This window comes from Sulfurisphaera sp. (assembly GCF_059755235.1).
The window spans coordinates 1-23,180 of the sequence record NZ_DBPRYF010000032.1; the positions used below are offsets into that span (position 1 = coordinate 1).

Consider the following 23,180-nt stretch of genomic DNA (forward strand, 5'->3'; position numbering starts at 1 on the left):
CAACCCGTTTAGATGACGCTGATCACTACGTGAATGAAGCGCAAAAGCTACAAAAGAAATATCCAACAAAGTGGAGGAGTTCAAAGCACATTCTCACTAGGATTGCTCACTTCTTCAGAAGAGAGAGGAACATCCTAATGGATTTTTCTAAGAAAGTTGGTAGATGGGTCGTGGAAATAGCTATGTTGTTTAAAGCTAACGTAATAGTGCTAGAGAAATTGAACAGAATGATCTATAATGTTAACGAATTAAGGAAGAATTATAGGTTGAAGTTGTATTTGATGCAATATAGACGTATTCAAAGATGGATAGAGTGGCAAGCTAAGAAACATGGTTTGAAGGTAATTAAGGTTAACCCCGCATATTCCTCAACTTCATGTCCTAAGTGTGGAACATTAATGAAAGAGAGTGATTATAGGACTTTTCGTTGTCCTAACTGTGGATTTGAAGAAAATCGTGATTATATTGCAGTTATGAACCTTTATGGGAGGGGTCTTCTGCACCTCTCGACTGCTCACGGAGTGAAAGGTGGAAAAGACCACTCAGACCGTGAGAATCCTCGCTCTTAAGGGCGGGAGAAGTCAGTCTGATGAATGGAAAAAGACTGTACTCTTAATAGGTGTGAAAGTCTCCAAAGCACTAATGGAAATTCATAGAGCAGGTTTTGTTCATTTGGATATTAAACCATCAAATATACTTTTTTCTCATCCACTTTCTCATCCACCTGGGAAGACGGGAAAGGAAGTTTGGAACAACCTAAACTCTATCGTGAAAGTGAAAATAAGTAATTTGGGTTCGGCAAGAAAAATGGGGAAAAAAGTCTCTCACTATACACCAGAGTATTGTTCTATAGACCAAATTGAGGCAATAGTTGAAGGAAAAGGTGCTGATCCTTCTATGGACATATACTCCTTAGGAGCTACACTATATAAAATGCTCACAAGGAAAGAGTACAACCCTCCGGATGTTGTAAGAATTATGAATGAAATACATGTAATTTTAGAGCAAAAGGGCGATGCCAAAGCAATGATTGATAAGGCTGTTCCAAGTATACCACTAAACTTAAAGATTCTTATGAAGTCTTAATTCCTTAATAAAAAACTATATAAAGTCAGCGAATTAGCGGAGCTGTAAAGTGTCAGTAGAGTCAATTATCAAGCGGATTAGGGCTGAAAAGTTTAAGTGTATAACATGAATGGATACTATTATATCCCTCAGTCAGAAGTTTAGAAACCTCTCAAAGGTTTTATTCAACGGTCAAAAAAGTATAATATATGCTATGCTAGAGTAAGTGGGAATGCTCAGAAAAATGATTTAGATAGGCAAACATTGTCTTTGAAGGAGTATGTGAAAAAGGAATTTACACAAGCTATGTGGCTATTAAAGACGTTGGTAGTGGGTCGAAAGAGGATTAGAAAAGGACTAGAAACTAATAGAGTTAGCTGGGGAAAAGCAGATAGATGCTATAGTCGTTGTTACTTACAAAGAGAGATTAACGGCTTTTCATATTTAGAGGAGTTATTCAAAGCTTGTGGCGTTAGAGTCAATTTTCAATAAGGAACCAAAGGATTATATGCATGAGCCAGTTGATGCTTTAAGTGAGTAAGATTGCAACGAGTTGCTGAGAATATTTTCGGTAAAGAGAGCCTCTAATATAAAAAATCATTGAGAATGTTGAAAACACAATCAAAGACAGTCAAAAAGACTGTTGTAATAGAATGTTATACAAATAGACAAGGTTGGAAAACTCTCTATGAGATTGAATCTGCATATAGGAAAATGTTAGTGGAGATGATTGGATTTACGCTAAAAAATGATGCTACTCAGAAAACTCTTCATCGAGCATTTTACAAGCAATACCGCAAAGAGTTTCCTTGGTTAGCAACACGTGTAATAAAAGGTTCTTATAGAGACGTTCTGAAGAGAGTTAAATCATTTAAAGAGCTAAAAATGAAAGGAAAAGCAAAGACTGATAAGCCCGCAGTTAGAAGAGTGACAATTACTTTTTCTGACTCACAAGACTGGAAATTAGAAAATGGAGCAATATGGATTAAAAGTAACACAATCAAGGAGGAATGGTTGGAGTTAAAATATATAGATACTAAGCTTTTGCATAGATACTTGTACCGTCATGATGGTTGGACATTAGCTGAAGAGCTAAAGATAAAACTGGTTGATGGTAGGATTTTCTGTTACCTTACTTTCAAAAAGGAGGTGGAACTGAAAGAAAGTAAAAATGTGCTAGCAGTCGATATTAATAAAAACAACGTTACTGCTGTGCTTTTTAAAGATGGGAAAATTGCTGAAGCTTATAGGGTTGAAACTGGTTTAGGCAATCTTGTTATTTCTTACTCAGAAAGAAGAATGAGAATAACTCAAGGTAAATCAACAAAGGACAGAGAAGTCAAAAAAGCTTTGAAGAAGTTAAGAGAAAAAGAGAGAAAAGAAGACACAATCTATCAAACTGCAAGTATCCTAGAGGAAATAGCAACTAAGAGTGACGCAACGATTGTAGTCGGAGAAGTGTTTAAAGGAAAGAAGAAGATTGAAGAAAAGACACATTCTGATAAAATGAGGCATAGAATTCATCAATGGAGTGTTGTTAAATTGGTTGACGTATTAGAAAATAAACCATTATATGTAGATACAATAAATGAAGCTTATACCTCGACCACAGACCCATTTACTGGGAAAAGGTTGAAGACTTTTTCTCCCTTGATGATGCGCTATGCGTGGAGGGGGAGAAAGAGAGTGAAAGTAGTGAAGTTCAGACTGAGAATAGCCGAAAACGGACTTGATAGAGATGTCATTGGAGCAATAAACATAGGTTTAAGGTATCTAAACTCTAATGGGAGCCCCATGGCGTTGGGCTCGACAGAGCCCCATGCGGTGTGGTTGAAGCTGATGATACAACACCTAGGGCTAACCCAGACTATGGAATTAAGAAATAACTAGAAATGATATGGTCTGGGAAACGCTAAAGAAATTTATCTAAAGTATTATGAGGAACTAGTTATTCCAGATGTCGAAAAGGATATACATGATTTAATAAAAAGTATGACAAGTCCTAATGCTAGGCCAAACATAGAAGAAGTATATAATAGGTTAAAACAACTATTAAATAAATATGAAAGAAGTAATAGTCCCTGACAAACTTTATGAGTACTTGGAAAATGTTGGTGTTAAAAAGAGATTAACTCCCTCAGAACTAGTCGTGGAACTAATCTTAGGGAGCATGGATGTTAAAGACAGAATCAAGTATTTAGCTGAAATCTCTAATGAATACGTAGAGTTAGGAGAAGAGTTAAAAAAGAAAGAGGACTTAGTTGATGCTGGGGAGATGTACTGGAGAGGCTTGTCGTATCTTATGAGAGCAGTAGCCTTAAAATTAGGATTTGATATACAGAATTATCAGGATTATTTTTCACTTATAGACTATTTGGCTTTTAAATATAACGATGGGGAATTAGTAACTATGTTTACTAATTCTGAAAGACTTCACGGTGAATATCATCCAAGACCTCAAGGTGAAGATGAATTTAAGTACAGAGAAGAGCAGTTGAAAAAATTAGTAAATAAAATGAGGAGCATACTGCAATGATATATGTTGGTACATCTGGATGGATGTATGACTGGAATGAAGGTCAAAATCTAGAATGGTATGTAAACCATTCTGATTTAAATGCAGTAGAGCTTAATATGAGTTTTTATCGCTTTCCTTTTCCAAACCAAGTAAAGGGATGGAAAAAGTATGACATCGTCTGGAGTGTAAAAGTAAATAGGTATATAACCCATGTTAAAAGGTTAAAAGATGTTGAAAGTTGGGAGAAATTTCAAAAACTGATGGACGAATTAAATCCACGATTTTATCTATTTCAAATGCCTCCAACATTTAAGTTTAATGAAGAGAATGTGAAGAGAGTTAAAGAATTTGAGAAGATTGTAGGAGAAAGAATGGCGATTGAATTTAGAGATGTTGAATGGTATCAAAATTTGCCAGATTTCAAAGCAACCATCGTTTCAATAGACTCTCCAATCGGCACATACATTGTGAAAACCTCTGATGTTGTTTATTTGAGATTGCACGGAAGAGAAGAGTGGTATATGTATGAGTATAGTGAAGAAGAGTTAAAGGAGTTAGCGAAGAGAGTCGTGGAATTAAACCCTGTTGATATCTTTGTTTTCTTTAACAACGATCATTGGATGTTAGAGAACGCTAAATTGATGAAAAAGATCTTAGAGGAAATGAGAAATAATTGAAAGATATAAAAGTCCTCCTTTTATATAGTTAATTATGTTTAGACATTTACATGGACATGGAATGAATGAAGATTTCAGAAAGAATTTTGAAAACCCAGAATCTTATCTTCCTTCATTATTGGAGAAAGGTCAAACAATTGCTGAACTAGGATGCGGAAACGGTTTTTATTGTCAATATTTACAAAAATATGCAGATAAACTATATTGTGTAGACTCATTTTGTCCTGCAGTAGAGGAAGTAAAGAAGAAAGTAACTAATGCGATCTTTTTATGTGAAGATTCATCAAAGACTTCTATTCCATCCAACTCAGTAGACGTAGTACTTTTAGCGAATTCTTTTCATGACATGAAAAACAAGGAAGAAGTCGTTAAAGAAATAAAAAGGATACTAAAGAAGGGTGGCAAGGTTATAATAATTGATTGGGAAAAGAAGGACACTGGCTATGGCCCACCATTATATGTCAGAATGTCTGAAGAAGAGTACTTAAATTTCTTTAAAGACTTCAAGCTTATCAATAAGTTTAAACCCACGAGTTACCATTATGGTTTAGTGTTGATAAAGAATGATTGACTTTACTATATGTAAAAATATTTCAGATAGAGAGAAGGTTTGGGAGATAGTAAGAAACCCCTATGATATACCAAATTATTGGAAGGGGACTAGGGAGCTAAATATAAAAGAAATTCAGAAAGGCGTCTATGAAGGAGATATAAGATTTGCATTTCCGTCGAGTGGAAAAGTTAGAATAGTCATAGATGATAATAATAAGAAAGTTATGATCAATTACCTCTCTGGGCCAGTTAAAGGATACCATGAAATAATTGTTGAAACAGATAAAATTTGCTCAAAATGGAACGTTCAACTCTCTTTGTTTCTGAGGCCTTTCGAGAAGAGAACAGAGGAACATTTTAAATCTGGTACTGTGAACGCTCTTGATAGAATAGTATCTAGAACCAAGTTATCCGCTTGAATTCAGTTTCTTGTCCATATCATCAACTATTTTATTAATTACGGGTGATAAGCTTCTTAATATTTCTACATGTTTAATCAAAAAGATAAAACCTTTCTCATTTAATTTATAGATCTTCTTACTGTTTTTGTCTTCGCATTTCTCTATTATACCATATCTCTCCATTCTTCTCAATGTACCATAAATTAAACTCCTCGGTACAGGTTTTTGGAATAATTTCTCTATGTCATCCTTAATCTCTCCGCCATGAGCACGCATACCTCTTTGATAAATAACATAAGAGATAAAGATCGGCATCAACCCCCTTAATACGATCATCTTTTCTCCCTTCATCACAGTAAAGATTAATTGGAACAATTTATTTTATTGGTCTATCTTTTCTAATCTTTCATGAATTAGAATACACTGTTTTTAATTACTAGGATTGTACTTATATTTTTAGTTTACTTGAAGAAAGCTACTTTATTAAATATGAGAAAAGGGGAAAATTAAATCAATGAAAGGAGTATTTGTATCACATGGTTCACCAATGATATTGATAGAAAAAGATCCTTGGAAGGATTTGTTGAAGGAGTGGAGTAAAAAGTTAGGAAGATACGACACAGTTATTGTTATTAGTCCTCATTTCTTCAGTTGGTCCAGCACTTTTCTAGTAGAAACACAACCTACCTTAGATTGTATACAAGATTATTACGGATTTCCAGATGAATTATACAAATTCTGTTACTCAGCGGAAAATAACGTTGAACTAGCAAAGAAAATAGTTGAAGAAGGTAAAAAAGCGGGACTACCTATAAAAGAGGACAATAAGTGGGGATTGGATCATGGTGCATGGATTCCTTTAATGTATATGTACCCAGAGGGAGTTAAAGCTGTAACAGTATCCATTACTGACTTACCAGCAAAAACACATTATCAATTGGGAGAGGTAATAAATAAGGTAGTTGGTGGAGAAAACGTCTTAGTAATGGGAACGGGTTCTCCAACGCACAGACTTGAGTTAATGTATCTAAACACAAAACCAAAACAAACTAAGTTTGATGAGGTCTTAATTGAGAAACTAAAAGAAAATGACTTTGAGTCTATTTTCTCTTTGGAAGGCACAAAAGAATGGAATGTTGCATCACCAGAAGGTATGTTAAGACCCTTACACGTTGTTTTAGGGGCTGTAAAACCAAAAAAGGCTCAAATAATAGGTTATGAGGTTCCTTATGGAGGAGTTAGTATGTTAGCTGTTGAGTTCTACAGTTAGTAATGAGTACATCAAATCTCTTTCAGTTACTATTCCTACAAGTTTGTTATTTTCAACAACTGGCAGTGTACCAATTCTTTTGTCTCTCATGAGTTTAGCTGCATCAACAATACTTGTATATCTGCTAATAGTCCATGGATTCTGTGTGCCAGCTTCTAAAACATTGCCAATCTTCTTGTTCTTATCAAGATATTTGACTATATCTGCAGCGGTAATTATGCCAATCATCTTATACTCGTTTACTATAGGTAAACGTCTTATGTTTTTTAGGTTCATAATTTTAGCTGCGTTTAGTATTGTTGAATTTTGAGGTATTGTTTCAACATTGGTGTTCATAATTGAGTCAACTATACCAGAAAATTGAAGATTAGCAATAATTTTTATCACTTCTCTTTCTGTGAAAATACCTCTGATAACATTTCCTTCTAAGACTGGGACTCCTCCGATGTTATTATTAATTAAAATTCTTATAGCTTCCATTATGGTAGTATTAGGAGATATTACAACCAAGTCTTCTGACATCAAATCTTTAGCTCTGAGGTTAAACATATCAAGTCCGTATTCAGAAAAAGCGGCAATTATGCTCCTTGTGGTTATCATACTTATTGGTTTTTCTCCTTCTAAGACTAAGATTCTTCCATTACTACTTCTTGCTAACACGTTAAGTATTTCATTCATAGACGAGTTAACATCTACAGTTACAACTACTGTATCCATATATTCAGAAACTTTGGTATCCATATGTATAATATTGCTTATATAAAGAAAAGCTTTTGGGTCTTTATATCGTGATAATAACTTAATTTCAATGTTTTAAAATCGATCACATAATTATAACTATAAGCTTTAGCATTGTAGGGCAATGAAAAATAGGTTTTAAGACGTTACGGTATATCTGTTCATGAAGCTAACTATGTTGATCTTTATTGCTGTTACTCGTTAGAAGATTTTGGAAAAAATCTTATATCCACGTTTATGAAAAAAAGTATCTATAATGAGAATAACATTTCACGGATACAAGGGGGGAGTAGGTAAATCAACTATTTCCTTGATGCTAGCAAAGGCATTGGCAGAAGAAGGTAAAAGAGTTCTCTTTGTAGATAGAGACATAATGAGCTATGTATCTCAGCTAGCCAGTATTAATGACGATGGTTTATTAGTTCAAATCGGTTTAGGAAAAAGTCCAGAGAACTTTTACAAAACTATCGACTTAGGAAAAGGTCAACTTAAAATTGTAAAGATGTTCTCGTTGGGGATCGACTATTACAAGATCATGCACCATTTTAATAAAGTAAATGATTTTATTGATTTTTATACAAAATTTCTTAGGGAAGAAAAGTTCGACTATGTGATAGTAGACAATCCAGTATTTTTAAGCTGGGAGTTTCACCCTATACGTTACGAAGCAGAGGCATACAAAAAGGTATTTCCTAACGATAAGTCTGCAGTTATTTTAGTTACGGATCCTTTACCGTACTCGATTGAGGATTCAATAATTTACCTAAGAAGGATAGCTAGTGAAGCTCCTATTGATTGGAGCCCATTAGCTGGGATTATCAATATGGCGGTCGAAGAAAAGGAGCACTACTTAGAAGATATGAAGAAGTTGATGAACTTTGCCGGTTTTCCCATAGGAGTCATAGTTAAGTTCTATGACAACATTTTCCAATTCTACGGAAAAATAGAAGACTTGGAAGTAGTACCCGAAATAAAGCAATTAGCCAATAAGATACTAAGGAATGAGATGAAAAAGGAAGAGATAATACTTTAAAGTCTCTGCTTCTAAGATTTCGTTATGGATTGTGAAAAAGAAGTATTAGAAATCCTTGATATACTTTTTAACAGTGGCTTAATTCGTGGCAGAAAGGTTTTTGAGGACGATATATTTCACCTTATAACACATAGTAAAAACTGCAATGAAAAAGAACTACTTGATCTTACTAAAAGGTATCTACAAGTTCTAGGTATCAGCGTTATTAAAGGGAACTATTACAAGGAGAGACCGATTAAATTCTTTGACGACGGTAGTTATGTAGTTGAAGCAGTTTATGGTGTAGAATATGATTTAATGAGCAACGATAGTCTAATAGGGAGAATGATATTCTACGAGAATAGGGTAATTTTAGATTTTGGGAAAGGGGAAAAAGAGTATAAGTTAAACAAGAGTTTTGCAATAAGGACTCTAAGAGATTATCTGAATAAATATTCTGACATTAATGATTTCATTTCAAATTATGTGAAGTTCCTAGAAGATAATAATGATGATAAAGTTCTACAATGGTTAAAGAATTTCTTGTCTACTAAATCTTAGATATATTTGCTCAAATAAATTAATTATCCTCTCAATAAATTTATCGTCTAATTTAATTTCCTTTATAATAGGCAATTTCATTATTACTTTATTCTTATAAAATATAACATATCCAGAAAAACCGTCAACTTTGTTATCAGATACTCTGAAAAGCCAAACCTTAAATCTATATATCTTTCTTATTTCATCTTCTGCCAGCTTTACAATGTAGAAGTCATTCACAACACTGTTATTATCTGAAAAATACTCTTCTAGTAATAACTCCACAAATTTGTTATCTATTCTTCTTAAGTCATAAATCATGTTAATAATAAGATTTTTAAGAAACATACAGTTTACTGTAAGTATTTTTTGCACATAAAATTTTAATACTATATGCGTTAGTAATCACATAATGAGCAAAAGAGTAAAGAGGACTTCTCTTGAAGTCCTCTATTCTATACTGAGTGCTTGTAATGAGAACTCTTCTAAAACTAGAGTTATGTACTCTGCTGGCATAAATCTAATTGAACTAGCAAAATACCTTGAAACATTGGAAAAGGAGGTCTACATAAAAAGCACTCAGAATGGTAGAAGTACAGTATACTCACTCACTGATAAAGGAAAGGATGCTATGTTAAGATTGGAAAAGTATGTTAAAGCCTTGAAGGAATATGAAGAAGCTAGAAGAAACGTTTTAGATCTTGTGGATCTATTAAAAAACAAAACTAAAACTTAGATAAATAAGACTGTAAATCCGTCCCTCTTACAATCTGGAAAAGCGAGACATAACTCTTAGCTTCTTCTTCCTTAAACTTAGCAAGGCTATCAGCAATTTTATTTAAAATAGTAACTTCTTTTTCTCCTTCAATCCCCCAGCTTTTCACGTATTCAATCCCCTCTTGTGTTATTACATCAATTCTAACTACTGGAGAAATTGCGCTTAGTTGAAAGTAAGCGGAATACATTGATGTATCGAATTTTCTGTATGCTTTTTCTAAGCTATTGAGATCAGAGAGTGACTCTCCTTCCTTGAATATCTTATTCCAATCAATCCATCCTAGGAAGACGCTTTCCTTGTTTTTTACATTTTTCCTTAACTCTGTCATAAGCATGGTAACTAGATAGCTTTCACGCACATTTGTAAGTTCATATCCTTGATTGAATAAATATTTAATTAGTATTCTATGGCTAAATCTTTTAACAATCCCAATAGGTTTTTTTCTTTTAACGATTGAACTCCTTACTATGAAATATTCATCAAGAGTTTCATCATAAACTGGTGGGTCAATAAGTGGTCCGTCAATAAAAACTATGTCGGAATTAGCATTATTAAGGAGAGATGTCTCAAGGGATAACATTAAACTGATAGAGTTCTTTTTTACTTCATCCTCACCATAATAATCACTAATAATTTTGAAATCTCTTATCACCGTTGGAGGAATTTTTTTAACTTCTCCATACTTACCAGTTACATTCACAGCTTTAGCCATAATCAGATATGAGTCCCCTAAATCAAACTCATACTTTCCTCCGTCTATCGCACAAGCGGTATGCTCAGTTACTGATCCATTTACAGTTTCAAACGAAATGTCTAACCTCTTACTTCTTATATCATCTGCTATAAGCATTATGTCTGCTCTAAGCTTGTTAGCCTTTTCCTTCTCTTCTAACGCAATTTCCTTTATCTTTTCTATTATATCACTCATTTTGATAACCTTATTGAGACTATAATACCCTTATCGATAAGGAACTTTATTAGCTCTACAACTTCAGAGTAGTTGTCCTTGTTTACTTCAATTTCGTTTGAATAAATTAGCTGTATTAGCAAGTCTAACTTGTCTCCTACCTTAACTTTTAAATTCTCATAAAGTCCCTTAAGCTGTTCTTCTCCTTTTTTAATCTCTCCTTCTAAATCTTCTGCATGGCCATTGAGTAAATATATATCTATGTTTTCTCCCAATACGTTCTTAAATATTTTCTTGTAAAGCATTAGCCTCTTGTTCAGTTCCTCAATCTTCTTCCTTTCTTCTTCTAGTTTTTTCCTTCTCTCTTCCTCTTTTCTGTTATAGCAATCTACAGTCTTTGTATAGAGCACACTTACTAATTTGGATAGAGTAGACGGGTCAGATGCTGATAAAATATCATCTCTTATTTCCTTAATTTCTTCATCACATAATATCATTTTTAGCTTAATTTCTTTGAGTTTTTCTATCGATTCTCTCATTGCTGAAAGTTGGTTTAGGACATCTCTAAGTTCTTTCTCTATTTTTTCCTTATTGATTTCTTTTCTTTTCTCTGCTACTAAGTTAACTAATTCATTAAGCATCATTATTTACCACCAGCTTCTCTTTTTACTTCTTGTATTAATTTCTGTAACTCCTTCCTTTTCTCCTCTAATTGAGAATACATTTTACTTATCTCAGGGTAAACCTTCTCTATCTCTTTAAGTTCAGCCTCTAACTTCGCTATACTATGGTTAATGCCTGTTAAAGGCAATAGGGGCGAGAACGTGTCCTTAAGCTTTTCGGTAAGAGGCAAAGATGCTCCATCCATTATTATTTTTACTGTTTCCCAAAGGATTAGATCTAGATTGCTGGAATCATTCCCACTAATTTTCTTTATGCTTTCTATAAAATTCATCAAGTTCTCTGAATCTTCTTCCTCTACTTCTTTGAGGAATTTTTCCTTTATTTCTTCAACTATTTGCTGTAGTTTTGTCAATACTTTTTCTTCCTCTACTTCTTTGACATTCACTAGTTCCTTAGCTTTATTTATTATCTCAACTTTTTTACCAATCTCAGTCTTTATCTTAGCAATATTTTCTTCTGCGATTGATAGTTCTTGGAGAAATCTTGATAGTTGTTTATCTAATAAAAATATAACAAAAGATAGTCTAACATAGTTTCTTTCATCGCTTCTTTCAGCTAAATTAATATATTCTCTGATTGTATTTACCATATCCGTTATTCTCCTTATACCGGCAGCTCTTCTTTTAGCAGTTATAAAGTATTCATTCTTCATATTAATCTTGTTTAGTCGATCTTTTATCTCCTTAAGTGAAATTAGATCTTTTGCATTAACATAACTACCTATTTCTCCAGTTGCTATAGTAGAATAAACCATAAACTCCAGGCTAGCGTTTTTCTTTACACCAAAGGTCTTTTGCACTATATTCAGTAAATCACTTTTTTCTTCGTTTCTGATGTATTTAACTATTTCATTCTCTAACTTGTCTTTCAGTTGTTGTCTTAGAAATCCTATCATAACTTTTGTGAACTCCTTGACTTTTTCTCCAGCTAGGTTAGAGAAATCGATGACTTCTCCATTTACATTTATGATTTCGTTTTCTGCGAAGTATTGAACAACGTCCTCTAAGAACGTTTCAGCAGTCTCTATGTCCTCTAGGTGAAACTGTTTAGATCCGAAAATCCTAAATCTCTCGTTCACTATGCTGTTAACTTTTGTGAATACTTCTGAAGCTTTTGCAGGATAAATTTCTGGGGCAAAAGCTATCCAGTTGAAAGATTGTATAGGTCTCCTATTGCCTTTTGCAATTGGCAGATTTGGTAATGAGAGCTCATCTTCTATAGAGTCTAGGAATCCTCTAACTGAAGAAACGACATCTGCAAGTTTGATATTGATTAACTCTTTTCTAAGTCTAACTCCTTTTTGATAGAGTTCATAAAAGTTAATGTAAAGCATCTGTCTTTTCTTTACGGTATTAAGAGGCAAGTGTAAGACTTTAACAGAAAGGGATTGATAATAGTGATCCCTAGAGGAATCGTCAGATAATATTATTATTCCATGTATTATATAATCTTCCGGTAATTTGCCTGGATTTTTAGTTATAATCATATGATATTTAGGTAAAATGAGAAGTGTTGTTAGTCCATCTATTTTCTTCTCTTCAAATTCTAATTCCAAACCATATTTTAAGAAGGAGATAAACGCTTCTACTTCTTTTTCATCGTTGATCAGCGCCTCATTAACAAACCTTATCGCTTTCTCTTTAAGTTCTCTACTCTCAAACTCTACTATTGAACCCCCAACGTTGGTGTTTACAAGAGTTTCAAAGATGTTCCATGTCAAAGCATAAGCTTTTCTCTTACTCCTTATTTTCAGTCTTTCAACAACCTCGTTTATATTTCCCTTATTCACGTTTTCATAGATCACTTTATCAATATCCTTTGAAAGAAATACGTAAAGATCTTGATCCAAGTTATCTTTTTCATTAAGGTAAACTAACAAAAAGTCTTCTAATGCATCTAAGTCTTTAGCGACCTCAGCCCATGAGTAATAATCAACAAGAAAACCCTCAACGACGTGGTCCTTTAGTTTCTCTATAGGTTTCTCTACAAATATTCTACTTAACAATTCTTTATGGAACTCCTTTATTTCATTCTTATCTAGTTCCCTTTCGAATTTTAATACTTCGTTCACTCTTATAGTCTCTCCTTCATCATTAAGGTTTTGATTATCTATTAAGAGCTTAAATATTGCATCTATTGGCTCTTTGCTTTCTAGGCTTTTACATAATATGTCATTAAAGAACCTTGCGAGCTTCCTTCTCTCTTGTCCAATAGTCCAGTAAGGCAGATCTAAATATTCAAGGATTTTCTTATCTTTTTGGTGGTTAAAGTCTAACAGACAGTCGATAACAGCTAGGAACTCCAGTTTGTTCGGAGGCATTAAGAACACTTTCTTAACTCTTTGTACAATTGCCTCATATGTTTCTGGGAATAAATCCTTGAGCATTTCACCGAATATCTTTGAATATGCACTGGGCGTCATTGACAAGTAGATTATTTTATTTCCTTTGGAATTCGCAAGATCCTTTATCTTAATCCAAAAGTCCTTAACCTTGTCTCTGAACTGGGATAAAAGTTCTATGCTAGTTTCCACTTCATCTATTAATACTACGTTTCCCTCCAAAGGAAGATCAGTTTTTAGCATATCAACGAAGTCTAATTTAGTGACTTGCGTAACTTCTTCTAATACACTTAGCAACGTAGTTTTACCTTGTCCCCAATCAGCAACTAGTGCTATTATCTCTGGTGACTCTCTAACACTTTTTACTCTTTCTATTTCTTCTCCGATTTGTTTGAAGAACTTAATTTTATTTACAACTTCAGTCTTGGACATTACACATTCATATAGTTTATAAATGCTTTCTGCTGAGGCTGAAGTTTCACTAAGTCTAAAATCACACATCTCAGCTCACCAGAATGTTTTCTATATCTGTTACATAACCAGCATAAGATCCGATCCTATCATCCCATGGAATTTTAACTAATGCAGGAGACTTTAACCCAGACATTAGTCCAGATACAATTACATAACCTGTTTCTAGTGTAGGCAAACTTTTTGCTAAATGCTCCGGTAGACCCCCAGTTGCTGACATGACATACCTAACGTCTTCATGATAAATTCTGTGGAAGAAGAAAGTGTTAAGCATTGACAACACGTATTTATCTATAAAAGCAGGTCTTTGAGAGACTAAGAAGAGTGAAACGCCAAATTTTCTTCCTTGTGTTGCTAAAGTGACTAGAACATCTTTAGTTATTCTAGCATTAACTGGATAGTCGTTCGATGGTATGTAGTTTTGCGCTTCTTCAATTACAACTCCAATTAATTTTTGTTTCCCAGAATATTTTGCATTAGTTAAATACTTTAAAACAAGACGAGAAACGTAACTTACAATAAGTTGTTTTGTCGGTATATCTACTCCCGGTGAACCATCTGCAGAAAAATCAATTATAGATAATCCCTTAGTGTTCCAAAGAATATCTAGTGTTTGATCATTAAATGTTGATGATGAAGATACAAAGGAGTAGTTTTTAATTTTGTTATAGAACACTTCAAGTGAACTGTTTACTGCTCTTACAGTGCTAGGACTAAAACCAGAAGTTTTTAAGTTGTCTAACTCTATTTTTAAACTTTCAATACCTTCTCTCGTGCTCAAAAGCCAATTATATTCTGAAGGGTCATGTTGTGAAAGGACTTGCTCTAACAAGTTAGACTGAAGCGAGTTTGGAGCTATATCTCCGTACTTTAAGGAAATTATGAAATCTGCTAAGTCTTTGGGTGTAAACAACGAAAGATCAATAGATAGCCTAATCTCTGCGTCACTAAGTGGATCTCTTATAACGTATTTTTTAATCCAACCCCTGCCTTTATTTACTAAGTCAATGTTAAAAGAAGTGAAATCTGCATAGTCTCCATTAGCGTCAAATATTATTAATGGAATCCCGGTTGTTTTGTCTCCAATATTTATATCTGAAAGGAGGGTTATCATATATCTCATATCATAACTTTTTCCGCTACCTGTTTCCCCGAAAACTCCAACATGCATTGTCATTGAATTAAGGTCTAATAACAAAGGAATTTTTGACCCTGCTAGCTTACCGTATTTTATGTATCCTTGTAGAGATTGAAGTTGATAAAACTCTAGTAAATCCCTATCATCTTTTATCTCTGGCAAAAATTTAACTATTGAACCAGGCTTAGGCAACGATGAATGATTGTATTTTTTTACAATTGACATTTCTGCTTTTATTACTGTATTCATGTGAAGTAATTCAACGTTTATGCTATCATTAAGCAACGTTCTGCTAAAAGGAGCTTTTTCATCAAAGAACTCATTTATATATGAATATTCGTCCAGTCTAGCTACAGTTTTCTTCTCACCATCTTGTATAAGGAATAATTGGCCATTTGTGATTTCTACGTCAGATCGAAGCAAAGCCATAATCCCGCTATTTTCTCCTCTTTGTAGCACAATTCCTACATTTTCCACAGTTATCCATTGCAGTTTAACTATAAGTTGGCTTTTATCTTTCTATTGGTATTTCCATCCTTCTTAGCTTAATGGGTATTATGGCTCTATTGAGAGACGAGTGTATGTATCCTATCGTTAAATATTTATACTGATATGAGTATCTCTCTATTGGGTGTTATCTTGGCTGAATCAGCACACAAAGTTTTAGCTGAAGCTTTGGGCTCAACAGTAATGGTAAAACTAAAAGGAGAAAAGATAGTAAGAGGGACTTTAAAGAGCTATGATATGCACATGAACTTAGTATTGGAGAATTCTGAAGAAGTAATGAGCGATGGAAGTACAAGGAAAGTAGGAACTATAATAATAAGAGGAGACAACGTGATATTAGTTTCTCCTATGAGCTCCTAACTTTCAATTCAGACCATCATTCAAGTTTTCCCTTGTTTATACAGAACGAATGGAGCTGGTTCATGGTATATGGCATATAAATAGCTTGAATGTTTATCACTTAATATATGATTATTAGAGTTGTTTTTAATAAAATAAGATTTCTTCTTATTTGTAAGGAGCTTGATTGTTTGAAAATAATTTTTTCCCTTTATTCTTTATTAAGCAAATGCTTGTTTCCCCTTTTTCCATCTCTTGAAATAGCGGTTTTAACTCTTTTCCTCTTTCTGTCAGCTCATATCTTACTCTAAATGGTCTATCGCTATACGAGTCTTCTTATTATTCCAGCTTCTTCTAAATCTTTTAAGGCACTGGATAAAGTTTTAGAACTTAACTTCGTAGCCCTCTGCAATTCATTAAAACCTTTACTTTCATCAAACAAGTACCTTAAAACAAGAAGCTTAGCCTCACTTCCAATAACCTTAATTGTCTCGACAATGGGACATACTCCGTTATTCTCTGTTCCATAAGAGAAATATCCTTCTAACTCTAATATACTTTATCTTCGCTTTGCTTAGAAATTTAGGGATAATTTTTTTAGCTTGGTATCGCAAATGATATCTTATGTTGCATCACCATCATAGAAGGAGAGGTCTTGGATATCTTATACTTACTATATTGGTGTCAAAGGGCCCCATGACTGGGGCAGATATAATGCGGGAAATTGAGAAAGTTACACAAGGGTTTTGGAAGCCTTCACCTGGTGCAATATATCCCGCATTGGACAAACTTGAAGCTGAAGGCTATGTAAAAGTTGCTAAGGTTGAGGGATCAAAAAACTATTATGAAATCACTGAAAAAGGAAAGCAACTTATAAGTCCAGAACATCAATATGAGGTAATAATTGATGAAACAGACTCTAATATACGCTATCTAATAGAAAATAAGAGTTCTCTTTCCCCTCAACAAATTGAGAAAGTGAAAGAAATTCTGAAAAGGGGACTTGAAGAATTTGATAAAAGTAGCTGACGTATCTAAAACTTTTAAAACGGGTGGGAAAGAGGTAAAAGCGTTAAACAATGTTTCTTTCGAACTTGAAAAAGGAAAGATAGGAGCTCTAGTTGGTCATAATGGAGCGGGAAAGACGACCTTAATAAAAATTCTCTCTACCTTGATAATCCCAGACAATGGAGACGCTTATATTAATGGTTATAGTGTTACTAAACAAGAGAAAGAAGTAAGGAGAAATATTGGTACGATGATGGTTAGTGAAAGAGCTTTCTATTATAGGCTTTCTGGTTTTGATAATCTAGTCTTTTTTGGAATAATTCAAGGGTTGTCAGTTGGTGAAGCTAAAAGGGTTGCAAACGAAGTCCTAGAGCTAGTGGGTCTTTCTGAATGGAAAGATGTCCAATACATGAAATATAGTACGGGGATGCAAAGGAAATTAGCTTTAGCTAGAGCTTTGATTTTAGACCCTCCAGTCATCTTACTTGATGAACCTACGTTAGGTATGGATGTAGTAAGCTCAAGGGATTTTAGGAGTCTAATTAAAGTAATTAGCAAGGAAAAAACAATTCTGCTTACCTCTCATAATATGAAGGAAGTAGAAGATCTAGCGGATAAAATTATTGTTTTAAAAAGAGGTAATTTAATAGCTGAGGGAAGTAAAGAAGATATTCTAGCTAAACTAGGTAAAGTTAAGCTAGTTTCTGTAAGAGATGTTCCTAGAGGATTTGATAAATATGTCGTAGGTTATGATAATGGGACTTTCTTTCTTAGAGTTCCTGAGAGTGAGAGCATTTCTGGAAACGTAATCAAGGAGGAGTCTCCTACGCTCGAAGATGTTTTCGTATATTTGATAGGCGAAGAAATAGACTCTACAAGGAATAAATCTAGGAGAGGGGGTTGGAAAAGACGGGAGGAGTAATAGACAAGCTTTACGCATATATCTATTTGCGTGGATTTAAGATATGGAGTAGCTATAAAACACAGATGGTATTAAACGTGTTATCGTGGGTTTTACCAGTATTTACTTATTATTTTGTTGGTATTTCTTTAGGGGGAAATTTAGTAGAAAAGATTGGAGTACCAGATTATACTGCATTCGTAGTTATAGGCTTAGCTTTTCAAGGGTATGTGTCTTCTATTATAACTACTATAAGTCAAAGGTTAAGGAACGAACAAGTATATGGCACAATAGAGTATTATGTTCTTTCATCGGGTGGAGTAGTTTCTTTTCTATTTTATTCAGTACTTTGGGGATTTGTAATAAACACTATCAGTGCTGGAGTAACTCTGTCAATTGGGCTTATCCTAAAAGTGCATTACGACGTGAACTTGTTAGCTACGTTTATAATTATCTTTCTGTTATTACTTTCTACAATAGGATTTTCTATGATATCAGCTGGCTTTACTATGATGGTAAAGCAAGGTAATCCAATTGCATTCTTCTTTTCTACTTTTACTACATTGATGTCTGGTACAGTGTTTCCAGTTACAATTTTACCTACTGCATTAAAGGACGTTAGTTTAGCAATTCCTTTAACATGGGCTTTAAATGGACTAAGGCTTTCTATGCTTTCTGGAGAAGGAGTAATACAATTAGCAAACATAATAGGTGTTCTAATACTTTTCAACGTGATATTATTGCCTTTAGGAATAGGATTTTACTCTTATTCTTTCAAAAGAGCTAGAAAAAAAGGTACATTAAGCGAGTATTAAGCTGATACTTTAGATGAATTTACAATTTCATCTAATTTTTTCATTAGGTTTGACTCAATATGTTCTGTCCATAACATTTCAGGTACGTCAACTGCTAGGAACAACCCTGAGATTAAGATTGCTTCAATTGCTGTAACTGTGATATTCTGTAGCCATTTTCCCACACCCACAGTTACCTTTAACCCGTTCGGAAGTTGCTCAAAAGTGAATGTTAATGCTCTATCTGCTGCAAAGATATCCCTTAGTATTCCTCCTTTCTGTGCTTGCAATATAGCTTTGTTTCCTTCTACTTTTTGCTGTACTTTCCATCCATCGCTACTTAAATATTGTGCAAAGTTCTGAATAACTTGGTTTAGATCTTGTACTGGGGGATATGTTTTTTCTTTTTTAAATAGACCCATACGATGTATTGTATTTAATAGTATAAAAAATCTTTCCAGATAGTTTGGAATATAATACGATCCACTCTTATAGAAACAAAACGATATATTATTGTAAATATTTGTATTGATATATGTGCATATTATATGCTATTTGACTACAACGCATTTATATTGTTGGAATTCAACATCATTATTATAAAAATACGTTATAATAAGGGAAATTAAACTCTGTTTACATTTGTCCATATTTATATATTTTTGAATATATGGGGTTTTTTAGTTACTTTATTGTAATATGTTAAGTGAGGAAAAAATGGCAGACAAACTAATATTTCCCGATGGCAGAGAAGTGGACGTAGAAAGAATGTTTTCATTCCTATATAATCTAGGAGAAAGCGAAATACAAGTACTAGAAGTTTTAATGGCTACTAACGGAAAGTTAACTAGTGAAGAGATAGCAAACAGATTAAAAGTTTCAAAGGCATCTGTTAATAAGGCTATAAACAGCCTAATAAGCAAGGGATTAGTAGAGAAAGAAAAAGTAATTGTTAATGAGAAGAAGAAAGGAAGACCAACGTTTGCTTATTATGTAAGAAGTGACTATATAAATAAGAAAATAAGCGAAGACGCATTTAATGTAGTCTTTAATGTGAAAGAAACACTTAAGAAACTACTTTCTGAAAGGGCATAAGCTCCAGTAAGTGACGCAGTTTTTAGCTTGAGATAAAGTCAACACTCTATTTATTGATTTACAATATGCTATATATCCTTGATTTACCCTTTTTATATCAAAGTATTGGCAATCAGATTTTATCGGTTCACTGAGCAAGTTTACTCTTGAGAAGAAATTAATCTTTATTTCGTTCTTTAACTCTTGACCAACATAATATCTACAAGATTTAAAATTGTCATAGCACCTGCTTCTAGCTGTCACACTATCATCTGGAGTAGGGAGTAACGGTGATGTACAATAACCATTCTTGTAGTATGGACAAACCACTTGTAACTATTCTATTATATCCTAAAAAATTATAATTAAACTCATGTTCAACCAGATCCATAATTATAATTTAAACCTTTATAATCAAAAGATTTAAAGGTTAACTTTTCACCACTTAATATTATGGCTCAATATAAGTGGATCGCATTATCTAATACAAGTCTTGGAGTCTTTATGGGTTTCATGAACGCTAATATAGTTTTGATCTCGCTTCCAGCAATATTTAGGGGGATTAACGTAAATCCTTTTACGTCTTTTCAGTACCTCTTATGGATCTTATTTGGATACAGTATAGTTTCGGCTGTCTTGGTAATTAATGTAGGAAGACTTTCAGATATCTTTGGAAGAGTTAGGATGTATAATCTAGGTTTTGCAATATTTACAATAGGTTCGATTCTTTTGTATATAACACCCGGTACAGGGAACATAGCCGCTCTTCAGCTAATAATTTATAGGATTATCCAAGGAATTGGAGGAGCTTTTTTAATGGCAAATAGTGCTGCAGTGTTAGCAGAAGCTTTTCCACCAAATCAAAGAGGGTTCGCTCTTGGATTAAACGGTGTAATAGGAATTTTTGGAGGAGTTTTTGGGATAATTCTTGGTGGCATATTAGCGAGTATTTATTGGCGTGACGTTTTTCTTGTTAGTGTTCCACTAGGCATAATAGGCACAATATGGTCTTACAAATCGCTTAAGCAGTTAACTCCTCCTAACAGAAACCAAAAAATAGATATTGCAGGCAATATACTTTACGCAATATCCCTAATTCTTATTCTGATAGGAATAACTTACGGTATTCTTCCTTATGGATCTGCAGCAACAGGATGGGGCAATCCTTACGTCATTGCAAGTATAACTTCTGGTTTAGTACTATTTGGAATCTTCTTATTCGTGGAATCAAAAGTAAAAGACCCAATGTTCCGTCTAGACCTATTTAAAGTTAGGGCATTTACTATGGCATCTCTATCAGTATTCTTTGCTCAGATTGCCTTTGGCGGTCTACAGTTAATGCTTGTACTTTGGCTTCAAGCTATCTGGCTTCCCATCCACGGAATACCTTATTCAGAAGCACCATTCTGGGCTGGAATATATCTACTTCCATTATTAGCAGGTTTTGGAATTATAGGTTCTATAGCAGGTAGGTTATCAGATAAATATGGCGCTAGAACCCTTGCAACTTTGGGTTTAGTGATTCTTGGAGCTGGATTTATAGCATTAACAATGTTGCCTTATAATTTCAATTATTTAGTTTTTGCTACTATAATATTCATAATGGGTATTGGTAACGGTCTCTTTGTGTCACCAAACATGGCAGCCCTAATTAATGCAGCCCCTCCTCAACATAGGGGTTCAGCCTCTGGTATAAGAGCCATGTTAACTAATACTGGCGGAACATTAAGTATAGGTTTAGCGTTTACCATAGTTATTGATGTTTTGTATCTTAACTTACCTAGTACACTATCGTCAGCACTAAATGTAGTTGGTGCTCCTCAACTGATTCCATTTATGACTAAAATTCCGCCGACGGCAGCATTATTTTCAGCGTTCTTAGGCTATAATCCAGTTTCTACTATCCTTTCACAGTTACCTCAAAATGTAGTTAGTTCAATACCAGCTTCTACAATTCAGACAATGACTGGCAAGTTCTGGTTCCCTTCAGTTATAGCCCCAGCATTTATGGATTCCTTAAGGATTGCCTTCTACTTTTCAGCAACTTTAGTGTTTGTAGCTGCGGTTATTTCAGCTCTAAGAGGGAAAACTGTAATATATGAAAGGGATATGATAAATGCACTCCAAGAAGAGAAAAAGACGTAAATATTTTTTATTGTTTTATAAATCTTGCATCTATCGTAATTTTTAAGAAAAGTTCTTCCTTGTTAAGAAGATGCTAAAGAACAACTTTATGCTAATGAAAAGTGTTATAAAGTATTAGACGAAAATTAGTGAGCGTAGAATTCAAGTTTTATACTCAATAAGAGTTTTCCCTCAAACCGGAAACCTTTCATTTCGTGTAGAAGTAAATTAAAAATCCGAAGTCCTAAAAATAGTTGTGATTTGATGAGAATAAAGGATGCTATCAATAGAGTCTTATATAGCGATAAGAAGAAAGAGGATGTATTTTTAGTAATAAGGGACAGAGTTAAAGGAGTAGCTGAAATCCCTTTTTCACAAATAGAGAGAGTAGATAACTACTACATTTATCTGATAGACGGCGAGACAGTAATTCCTATTCATAGGGTTATTGAGATAAGAGAAAAAGGGAAAACTTTGTGGAGGAGATAGTTTATAAAGTTAACTTTGCGTTGGTAATTCTCGTATTTTTCGCAATCCGTTAAACATTATGTAAAGTTAGGGACCAAGAAATATCTAAAATTATAAAATGTTTTCAATATATTGTCGCAATGGTTGACAACTTTTTATGTATTACCAATAAAATGTTAATATATAATAAGTTCTATATATAAAGTTGATGGATAAGTTCCAAAAAATCATAAAAGTTAAAGCAAAAGAAGATAATGATAAATCTGGTGAGGTGGGGAGGGATGTACTAAGTAACTGCTAACTGCTTAAGAAATACATCAACGTTTTCTCCTAGAGATGTAAAGTCTCCTATCTTTTCTATCATTTCTCCGTTTCTTATTTTCATTCTTACGAATTTGTTTTCTGAAGATAACCAAAGAAGTAACGTTGAATTGATACTTTTTGTAATTGCTAAGTTGATTATATCAGTTATTTCCTCTCTCTTTACCTTTAAACTCATTATAGGTTTTGATGTGAGCATTTTCTCGGTCTCAAGCAATACTAGGTCTTCAACAAATTTCTTTTCATTAAAGTTTCTTAGAAGTTTATTATCACCACTAACAGTGATAGTAACTCCATCTTTTCTGGTTAGGATGCTAAATCTTAGCGTAAGAGACTCTACCTTTAATAATCTCTTTCTTGTAAAACTGTATTCGACATCTTGTAAATTGACTTTTTTTGAGAAAAAGAATTGTTTTCCATCTATTTCAGCCTCAACTTCATTTACTACGTGTATTTTAAAATTCTCCAAAACTTTTGGGTTTGAAAGATAGCTTAATGCTGTTAATTTATTGACTGTGAGTGTGACGCTTATCATTGGTACTATTCTTA

Annotated in this window: 29 protein-coding genes and 1 pseudogene; 19 read left to right on the plus strand and 11 right to left on the minus strand. The window is 33.7% G+C overall.

Annotation, left to right across the window (positions count from 1 at the left end; all coding sequences use genetic code 11):
• The 8 genes from AC3OCB_RS05125 to AC3OCB_RS05160 form a co-directional block, all read left to right on the plus strand.
• On the plus strand, positions 1 to 569 hold a 569-nt coding region (locus AC3OCB_RS05125), incomplete at its 5' end, for a zinc ribbon domain-containing protein (protein ID WP_498341180.1).
• Positions 529 to 1,086, plus strand: a complete 558-nt coding sequence (locus AC3OCB_RS05130) for a protein kinase domain-containing protein (protein ID WP_498341181.1) — start codon at positions 529 to 531, stop codon at positions 1,084 to 1,086. The genes AC3OCB_RS05125 and AC3OCB_RS05130, both read left to right, overlap by 41 nt.
• A 186-nt stretch (positions 1,087 to 1,272) precedes the next feature.
• Positions 1,273 to 1,557 (plus strand): recombinase family protein, encoded by a 285-nt coding sequence (locus AC3OCB_RS05135; RefSeq protein ID WP_498341276.1) that lies wholly within the window; start codon positions 1,273 to 1,275, stop codon positions 1,555 to 1,557.
• Positions 1,558 to 1,674: 117 nt separating this feature from the next.
• Positions 1,675 to 2,955 carry an IS200/IS605 family accessory protein TnpB-related protein gene (locus AC3OCB_RS05140; protein WP_498341182.1) on the plus strand — a complete coding sequence of 427 codons (1,281 nt, stop codon included), beginning with the start codon at positions 1,675 to 1,677 and terminating at the stop codon, positions 2,953 to 2,955.
• Between the two features lie 172 nt (positions 2,956 to 3,127).
• Positions 3,128 to 3,601, plus strand: a complete 474-nt coding sequence (locus tag AC3OCB_RS05145; protein ID WP_498341183.1) for a PaREP1 family protein — start codon at positions 3,128 to 3,130, stop codon at positions 3,599 to 3,601.
• On the plus strand, positions 3,598 to 4,260 hold the full coding sequence (locus AC3OCB_RS05150; RefSeq protein ID WP_498341184.1) for a DUF72 domain-containing protein: 663 nt from the start codon (positions 3,598 to 3,600) through the stop codon (positions 4,258 to 4,260). The genes AC3OCB_RS05145 and AC3OCB_RS05150 overlap by 4 nt, the downstream gene beginning before the upstream one ends.
• A gap of 34 nt (positions 4,261 to 4,294) precedes the next feature.
• Positions 4,295 to 4,831, plus strand: a complete 537-nt coding sequence (locus AC3OCB_RS05155) for a class I SAM-dependent methyltransferase (protein ID WP_498341185.1) — start codon at positions 4,295 to 4,297, stop codon at positions 4,829 to 4,831.
• Positions 4,824 to 5,231: an SRPBCC family protein gene (locus AC3OCB_RS05160; protein WP_498341186.1), complete on the plus strand. Its 408-nt coding sequence runs from the start codon at positions 4,824 to 4,826 to the stop codon at positions 5,229 to 5,231. The genes AC3OCB_RS05155 and AC3OCB_RS05160 overlap by 8 nt, the downstream gene beginning before the upstream one ends.
• Here AC3OCB_RS05160 and AC3OCB_RS05165 read toward each other — a convergent pair.
• On the minus strand, positions 5,220 to 5,549 hold the full coding sequence (locus tag AC3OCB_RS05165; RefSeq protein WP_498341187.1) for a helix-turn-helix transcriptional regulator: 330 nt from the start codon (positions 5,547 to 5,549) through the stop codon (positions 5,220 to 5,222). The genes AC3OCB_RS05160 and AC3OCB_RS05165 overlap by 12 nt on opposite strands.
• Positions 5,550 to 5,727: 178 nt before the next feature.
• On the opposite strand from AC3OCB_RS05165, the gene AC3OCB_RS05170 reads away from it, so the two are divergent.
• A complete protein-coding gene (locus AC3OCB_RS05170) occupies positions 5,728 to 6,483 on the plus strand; it encodes a DODA-type extradiol aromatic ring-opening family dioxygenase (protein WP_498341188.1) in 756 nt (251 codons plus the stop codon).
• Here the strand turns inward: AC3OCB_RS05170 and AC3OCB_RS05175 are convergent.
• Entirely contained in the window at positions 6,460 to 7,224 is a 765-nt protein-coding gene (locus AC3OCB_RS05175) for a CBS domain-containing protein (RefSeq protein ID WP_498341189.1), read from the minus strand. The genes AC3OCB_RS05170 and AC3OCB_RS05175 overlap by 24 nt on opposite strands.
• Positions 7,225 to 7,477: 253 nt before the next feature.
• Here AC3OCB_RS05175 and AC3OCB_RS05180 point away from each other — a divergent pair, with 253 nt between their 5' ends.
• Complete coding sequence (locus AC3OCB_RS05180; protein ID WP_498341190.1) at positions 7,478 to 8,254, plus strand: nucleotide-binding protein; 777 nt, start codon at positions 7,478 to 7,480, stop codon at positions 8,252 to 8,254.
• Positions 8,255 to 8,278: 24 nt separating this feature from the next.
• The gene (locus AC3OCB_RS05185; RefSeq protein ID WP_498341192.1) at positions 8,279 to 8,794 is read left to right on the plus strand and encodes a hypothetical protein; all 516 of its coding nucleotides are present in this window, start codon (positions 8,279 to 8,281) and stop codon (positions 8,792 to 8,794) included.
• Here AC3OCB_RS05185 and AC3OCB_RS05190 read toward each other — a convergent pair.
• On the minus strand, positions 8,765 to 9,097 hold the full coding sequence (locus tag AC3OCB_RS05190) for a hypothetical protein (RefSeq protein ID WP_498341193.1): 333 nt from the start codon (positions 9,095 to 9,097) through the stop codon (positions 8,765 to 8,767). The two genes, AC3OCB_RS05185 and AC3OCB_RS05190, sit on opposite strands and share 30 nt — an antisense overlap.
• 91 nt (positions 9,098 to 9,188) lie before the next feature.
• Between AC3OCB_RS05190 and sso10a the strand changes: the two genes are divergently transcribed.
• On the plus strand, positions 9,189 to 9,512 hold the full coding sequence (sso10a, locus tag AC3OCB_RS05195; RefSeq protein ID WP_498341194.1) for an Sso10a family chromatin protein: 324 nt from the start codon (positions 9,189 to 9,191) through the stop codon (positions 9,510 to 9,512).
• Here the strand turns inward: sso10a and AC3OCB_RS05200 are convergent.
• The 4 genes from AC3OCB_RS05200 to AC3OCB_RS05215 are packed head-to-tail and all read right to left on the minus strand — an operon-like array spanning position 9,502 to position 15,524.
• On the minus strand, positions 9,502 to 10,482 hold the full coding sequence (locus tag AC3OCB_RS05200; RefSeq protein WP_498341195.1) for a DNA double-strand break repair nuclease NurA: 981 nt from the start codon (positions 10,480 to 10,482) through the stop codon (positions 9,502 to 9,504). The two genes, sso10a and AC3OCB_RS05200, sit on opposite strands and share 11 nt — an antisense overlap.
• A complete protein-coding gene (locus AC3OCB_RS05205) occupies positions 10,479 to 11,105 on the minus strand; it encodes a hypothetical protein (protein ID WP_498341196.1) in 627 nt (208 codons plus the stop codon). Before AC3OCB_RS05205 ends, AC3OCB_RS05200 begins: the two co-directional genes overlap by 4 nt.
• On the minus strand, positions 11,105 to 13,987 hold the full coding sequence (locus AC3OCB_RS05210; RefSeq protein WP_498341197.1) for a coiled-coil domain-containing protein: 2,883 nt from the start codon (positions 13,985 to 13,987) through the stop codon (positions 11,105 to 11,107). Before AC3OCB_RS05210 ends, AC3OCB_RS05205 begins: the two co-directional genes overlap by 1 nt.
• A gap of 1 nt (position 13,988) precedes the next feature.
• Entirely contained in the window at positions 13,989 to 15,524 is a 1,536-nt protein-coding gene (locus AC3OCB_RS05215) for an ATP-binding protein (protein ID WP_498341277.1), read from the minus strand.
• A 210-nt stretch (positions 15,525 to 15,734) separates the two neighbouring features.
• Between AC3OCB_RS05215 and AC3OCB_RS05220 the strand changes: the two genes are divergently transcribed.
• The gene (locus AC3OCB_RS05220; RefSeq protein ID WP_498341278.1) at positions 15,735 to 15,962 is read left to right on the plus strand and encodes an LSM domain-containing protein; all 228 of its coding nucleotides are present in this window, start codon (positions 15,735 to 15,737) and stop codon (positions 15,960 to 15,962) included.
• Between the two features lie 147 nt (positions 15,963 to 16,109).
• On the opposite strand, the pseudogene AC3OCB_RS05225 reads toward AC3OCB_RS05220, so the two are convergent.
• Positions 16,110 to 16,383, minus strand: a pseudogene (locus AC3OCB_RS05225) (winged helix-turn-helix transcriptional regulator).
• 182 nt (positions 16,384 to 16,565) lie between these two features.
• On the opposite strand from AC3OCB_RS05225, the gene AC3OCB_RS05230 reads away from it, so the two are divergent.
• The 3 genes from AC3OCB_RS05230 to AC3OCB_RS05240 are packed head-to-tail and all read left to right on the plus strand — an operon-like array spanning position 16,566 to position 18,665.
• Positions 16,566 to 16,970, plus strand: a complete 405-nt coding sequence (locus AC3OCB_RS05230) for a PadR family transcriptional regulator (protein ID WP_498341199.1) — start codon at positions 16,566 to 16,568, stop codon at positions 16,968 to 16,970.
• A complete protein-coding gene (locus tag AC3OCB_RS05235) occupies positions 16,954 to 17,871 on the plus strand; it encodes an ABC transporter ATP-binding protein (protein ID WP_498341200.1) in 918 nt (305 codons plus the stop codon). Before AC3OCB_RS05230 ends, AC3OCB_RS05235 begins: the two co-directional genes overlap by 17 nt.
• Positions 17,850 to 18,665 carry an ABC transporter permease gene (locus AC3OCB_RS05240; protein WP_498341201.1) on the plus strand — a complete coding sequence of 272 codons (816 nt, stop codon included), beginning with the start codon at positions 17,850 to 17,852 and terminating at the stop codon, positions 18,663 to 18,665. The genes AC3OCB_RS05235 and AC3OCB_RS05240 overlap by 22 nt, the downstream gene beginning before the upstream one ends.
• On the opposite strand, the gene AC3OCB_RS05245 is transcribed toward AC3OCB_RS05240, so the two are convergent.
• On the minus strand, positions 18,662 to 19,066 hold the full coding sequence (locus tag AC3OCB_RS05245) for a hypothetical protein (RefSeq protein WP_498341202.1): 405 nt from the start codon (positions 19,064 to 19,066) through the stop codon (positions 18,662 to 18,664). The genes AC3OCB_RS05240 and AC3OCB_RS05245 overlap by 4 nt on opposite strands.
• A gap of 295 nt (positions 19,067 to 19,361) precedes the next feature.
• On the opposite strand from AC3OCB_RS05245, the gene lrs14 reads away from it, so the two are divergent.
• Positions 19,362 to 19,739, plus strand: coding sequence for an Lrs14 family HTH-type transcriptional regulator (lrs14, locus tag AC3OCB_RS05250; RefSeq protein WP_498341203.1), 378 nt, complete (start codon positions 19,362 to 19,364; stop codon positions 19,737 to 19,739).
• Here lrs14 and AC3OCB_RS05255 read toward each other — a convergent pair.
• On the minus strand, positions 19,719 to 20,048 hold the full coding sequence (locus tag AC3OCB_RS05255; RefSeq protein ID WP_498341205.1) for a hypothetical protein: 330 nt from the start codon (positions 20,046 to 20,048) through the stop codon (positions 19,719 to 19,721). The two genes, lrs14 and AC3OCB_RS05255, sit on opposite strands and share 21 nt — an antisense overlap.
• Before the next feature lie 123 nt (positions 20,049 to 20,171).
• Between AC3OCB_RS05255 and AC3OCB_RS05260 the strand changes: the two genes are divergently transcribed.
• Entirely contained in the window at positions 20,172 to 21,863 is a 1,692-nt protein-coding gene (locus tag AC3OCB_RS05260) for an MFS transporter (protein ID WP_498341207.1), read from the plus strand.
• A gap of 243 nt (positions 21,864 to 22,106) precedes the next feature.
• Positions 22,107 to 22,331, plus strand: a complete 225-nt coding sequence (locus AC3OCB_RS05265) for a DUF504 domain-containing protein (RefSeq protein WP_498341208.1) — start codon at positions 22,107 to 22,109, stop codon at positions 22,329 to 22,331.
• 265 nt (positions 22,332 to 22,596) lie between these two features.
• On the opposite strand, the gene AC3OCB_RS05270 is transcribed toward AC3OCB_RS05265, so the two are convergent.
• Positions 22,597 to 23,166: a hypothetical protein gene (locus tag AC3OCB_RS05270; protein ID WP_498341210.1), complete on the minus strand. Its 570-nt coding sequence runs from the start codon at positions 23,164 to 23,166 to the stop codon at positions 22,597 to 22,599.
• Positions 23,167 to 23,180: the final 14 nt, after the last annotated feature.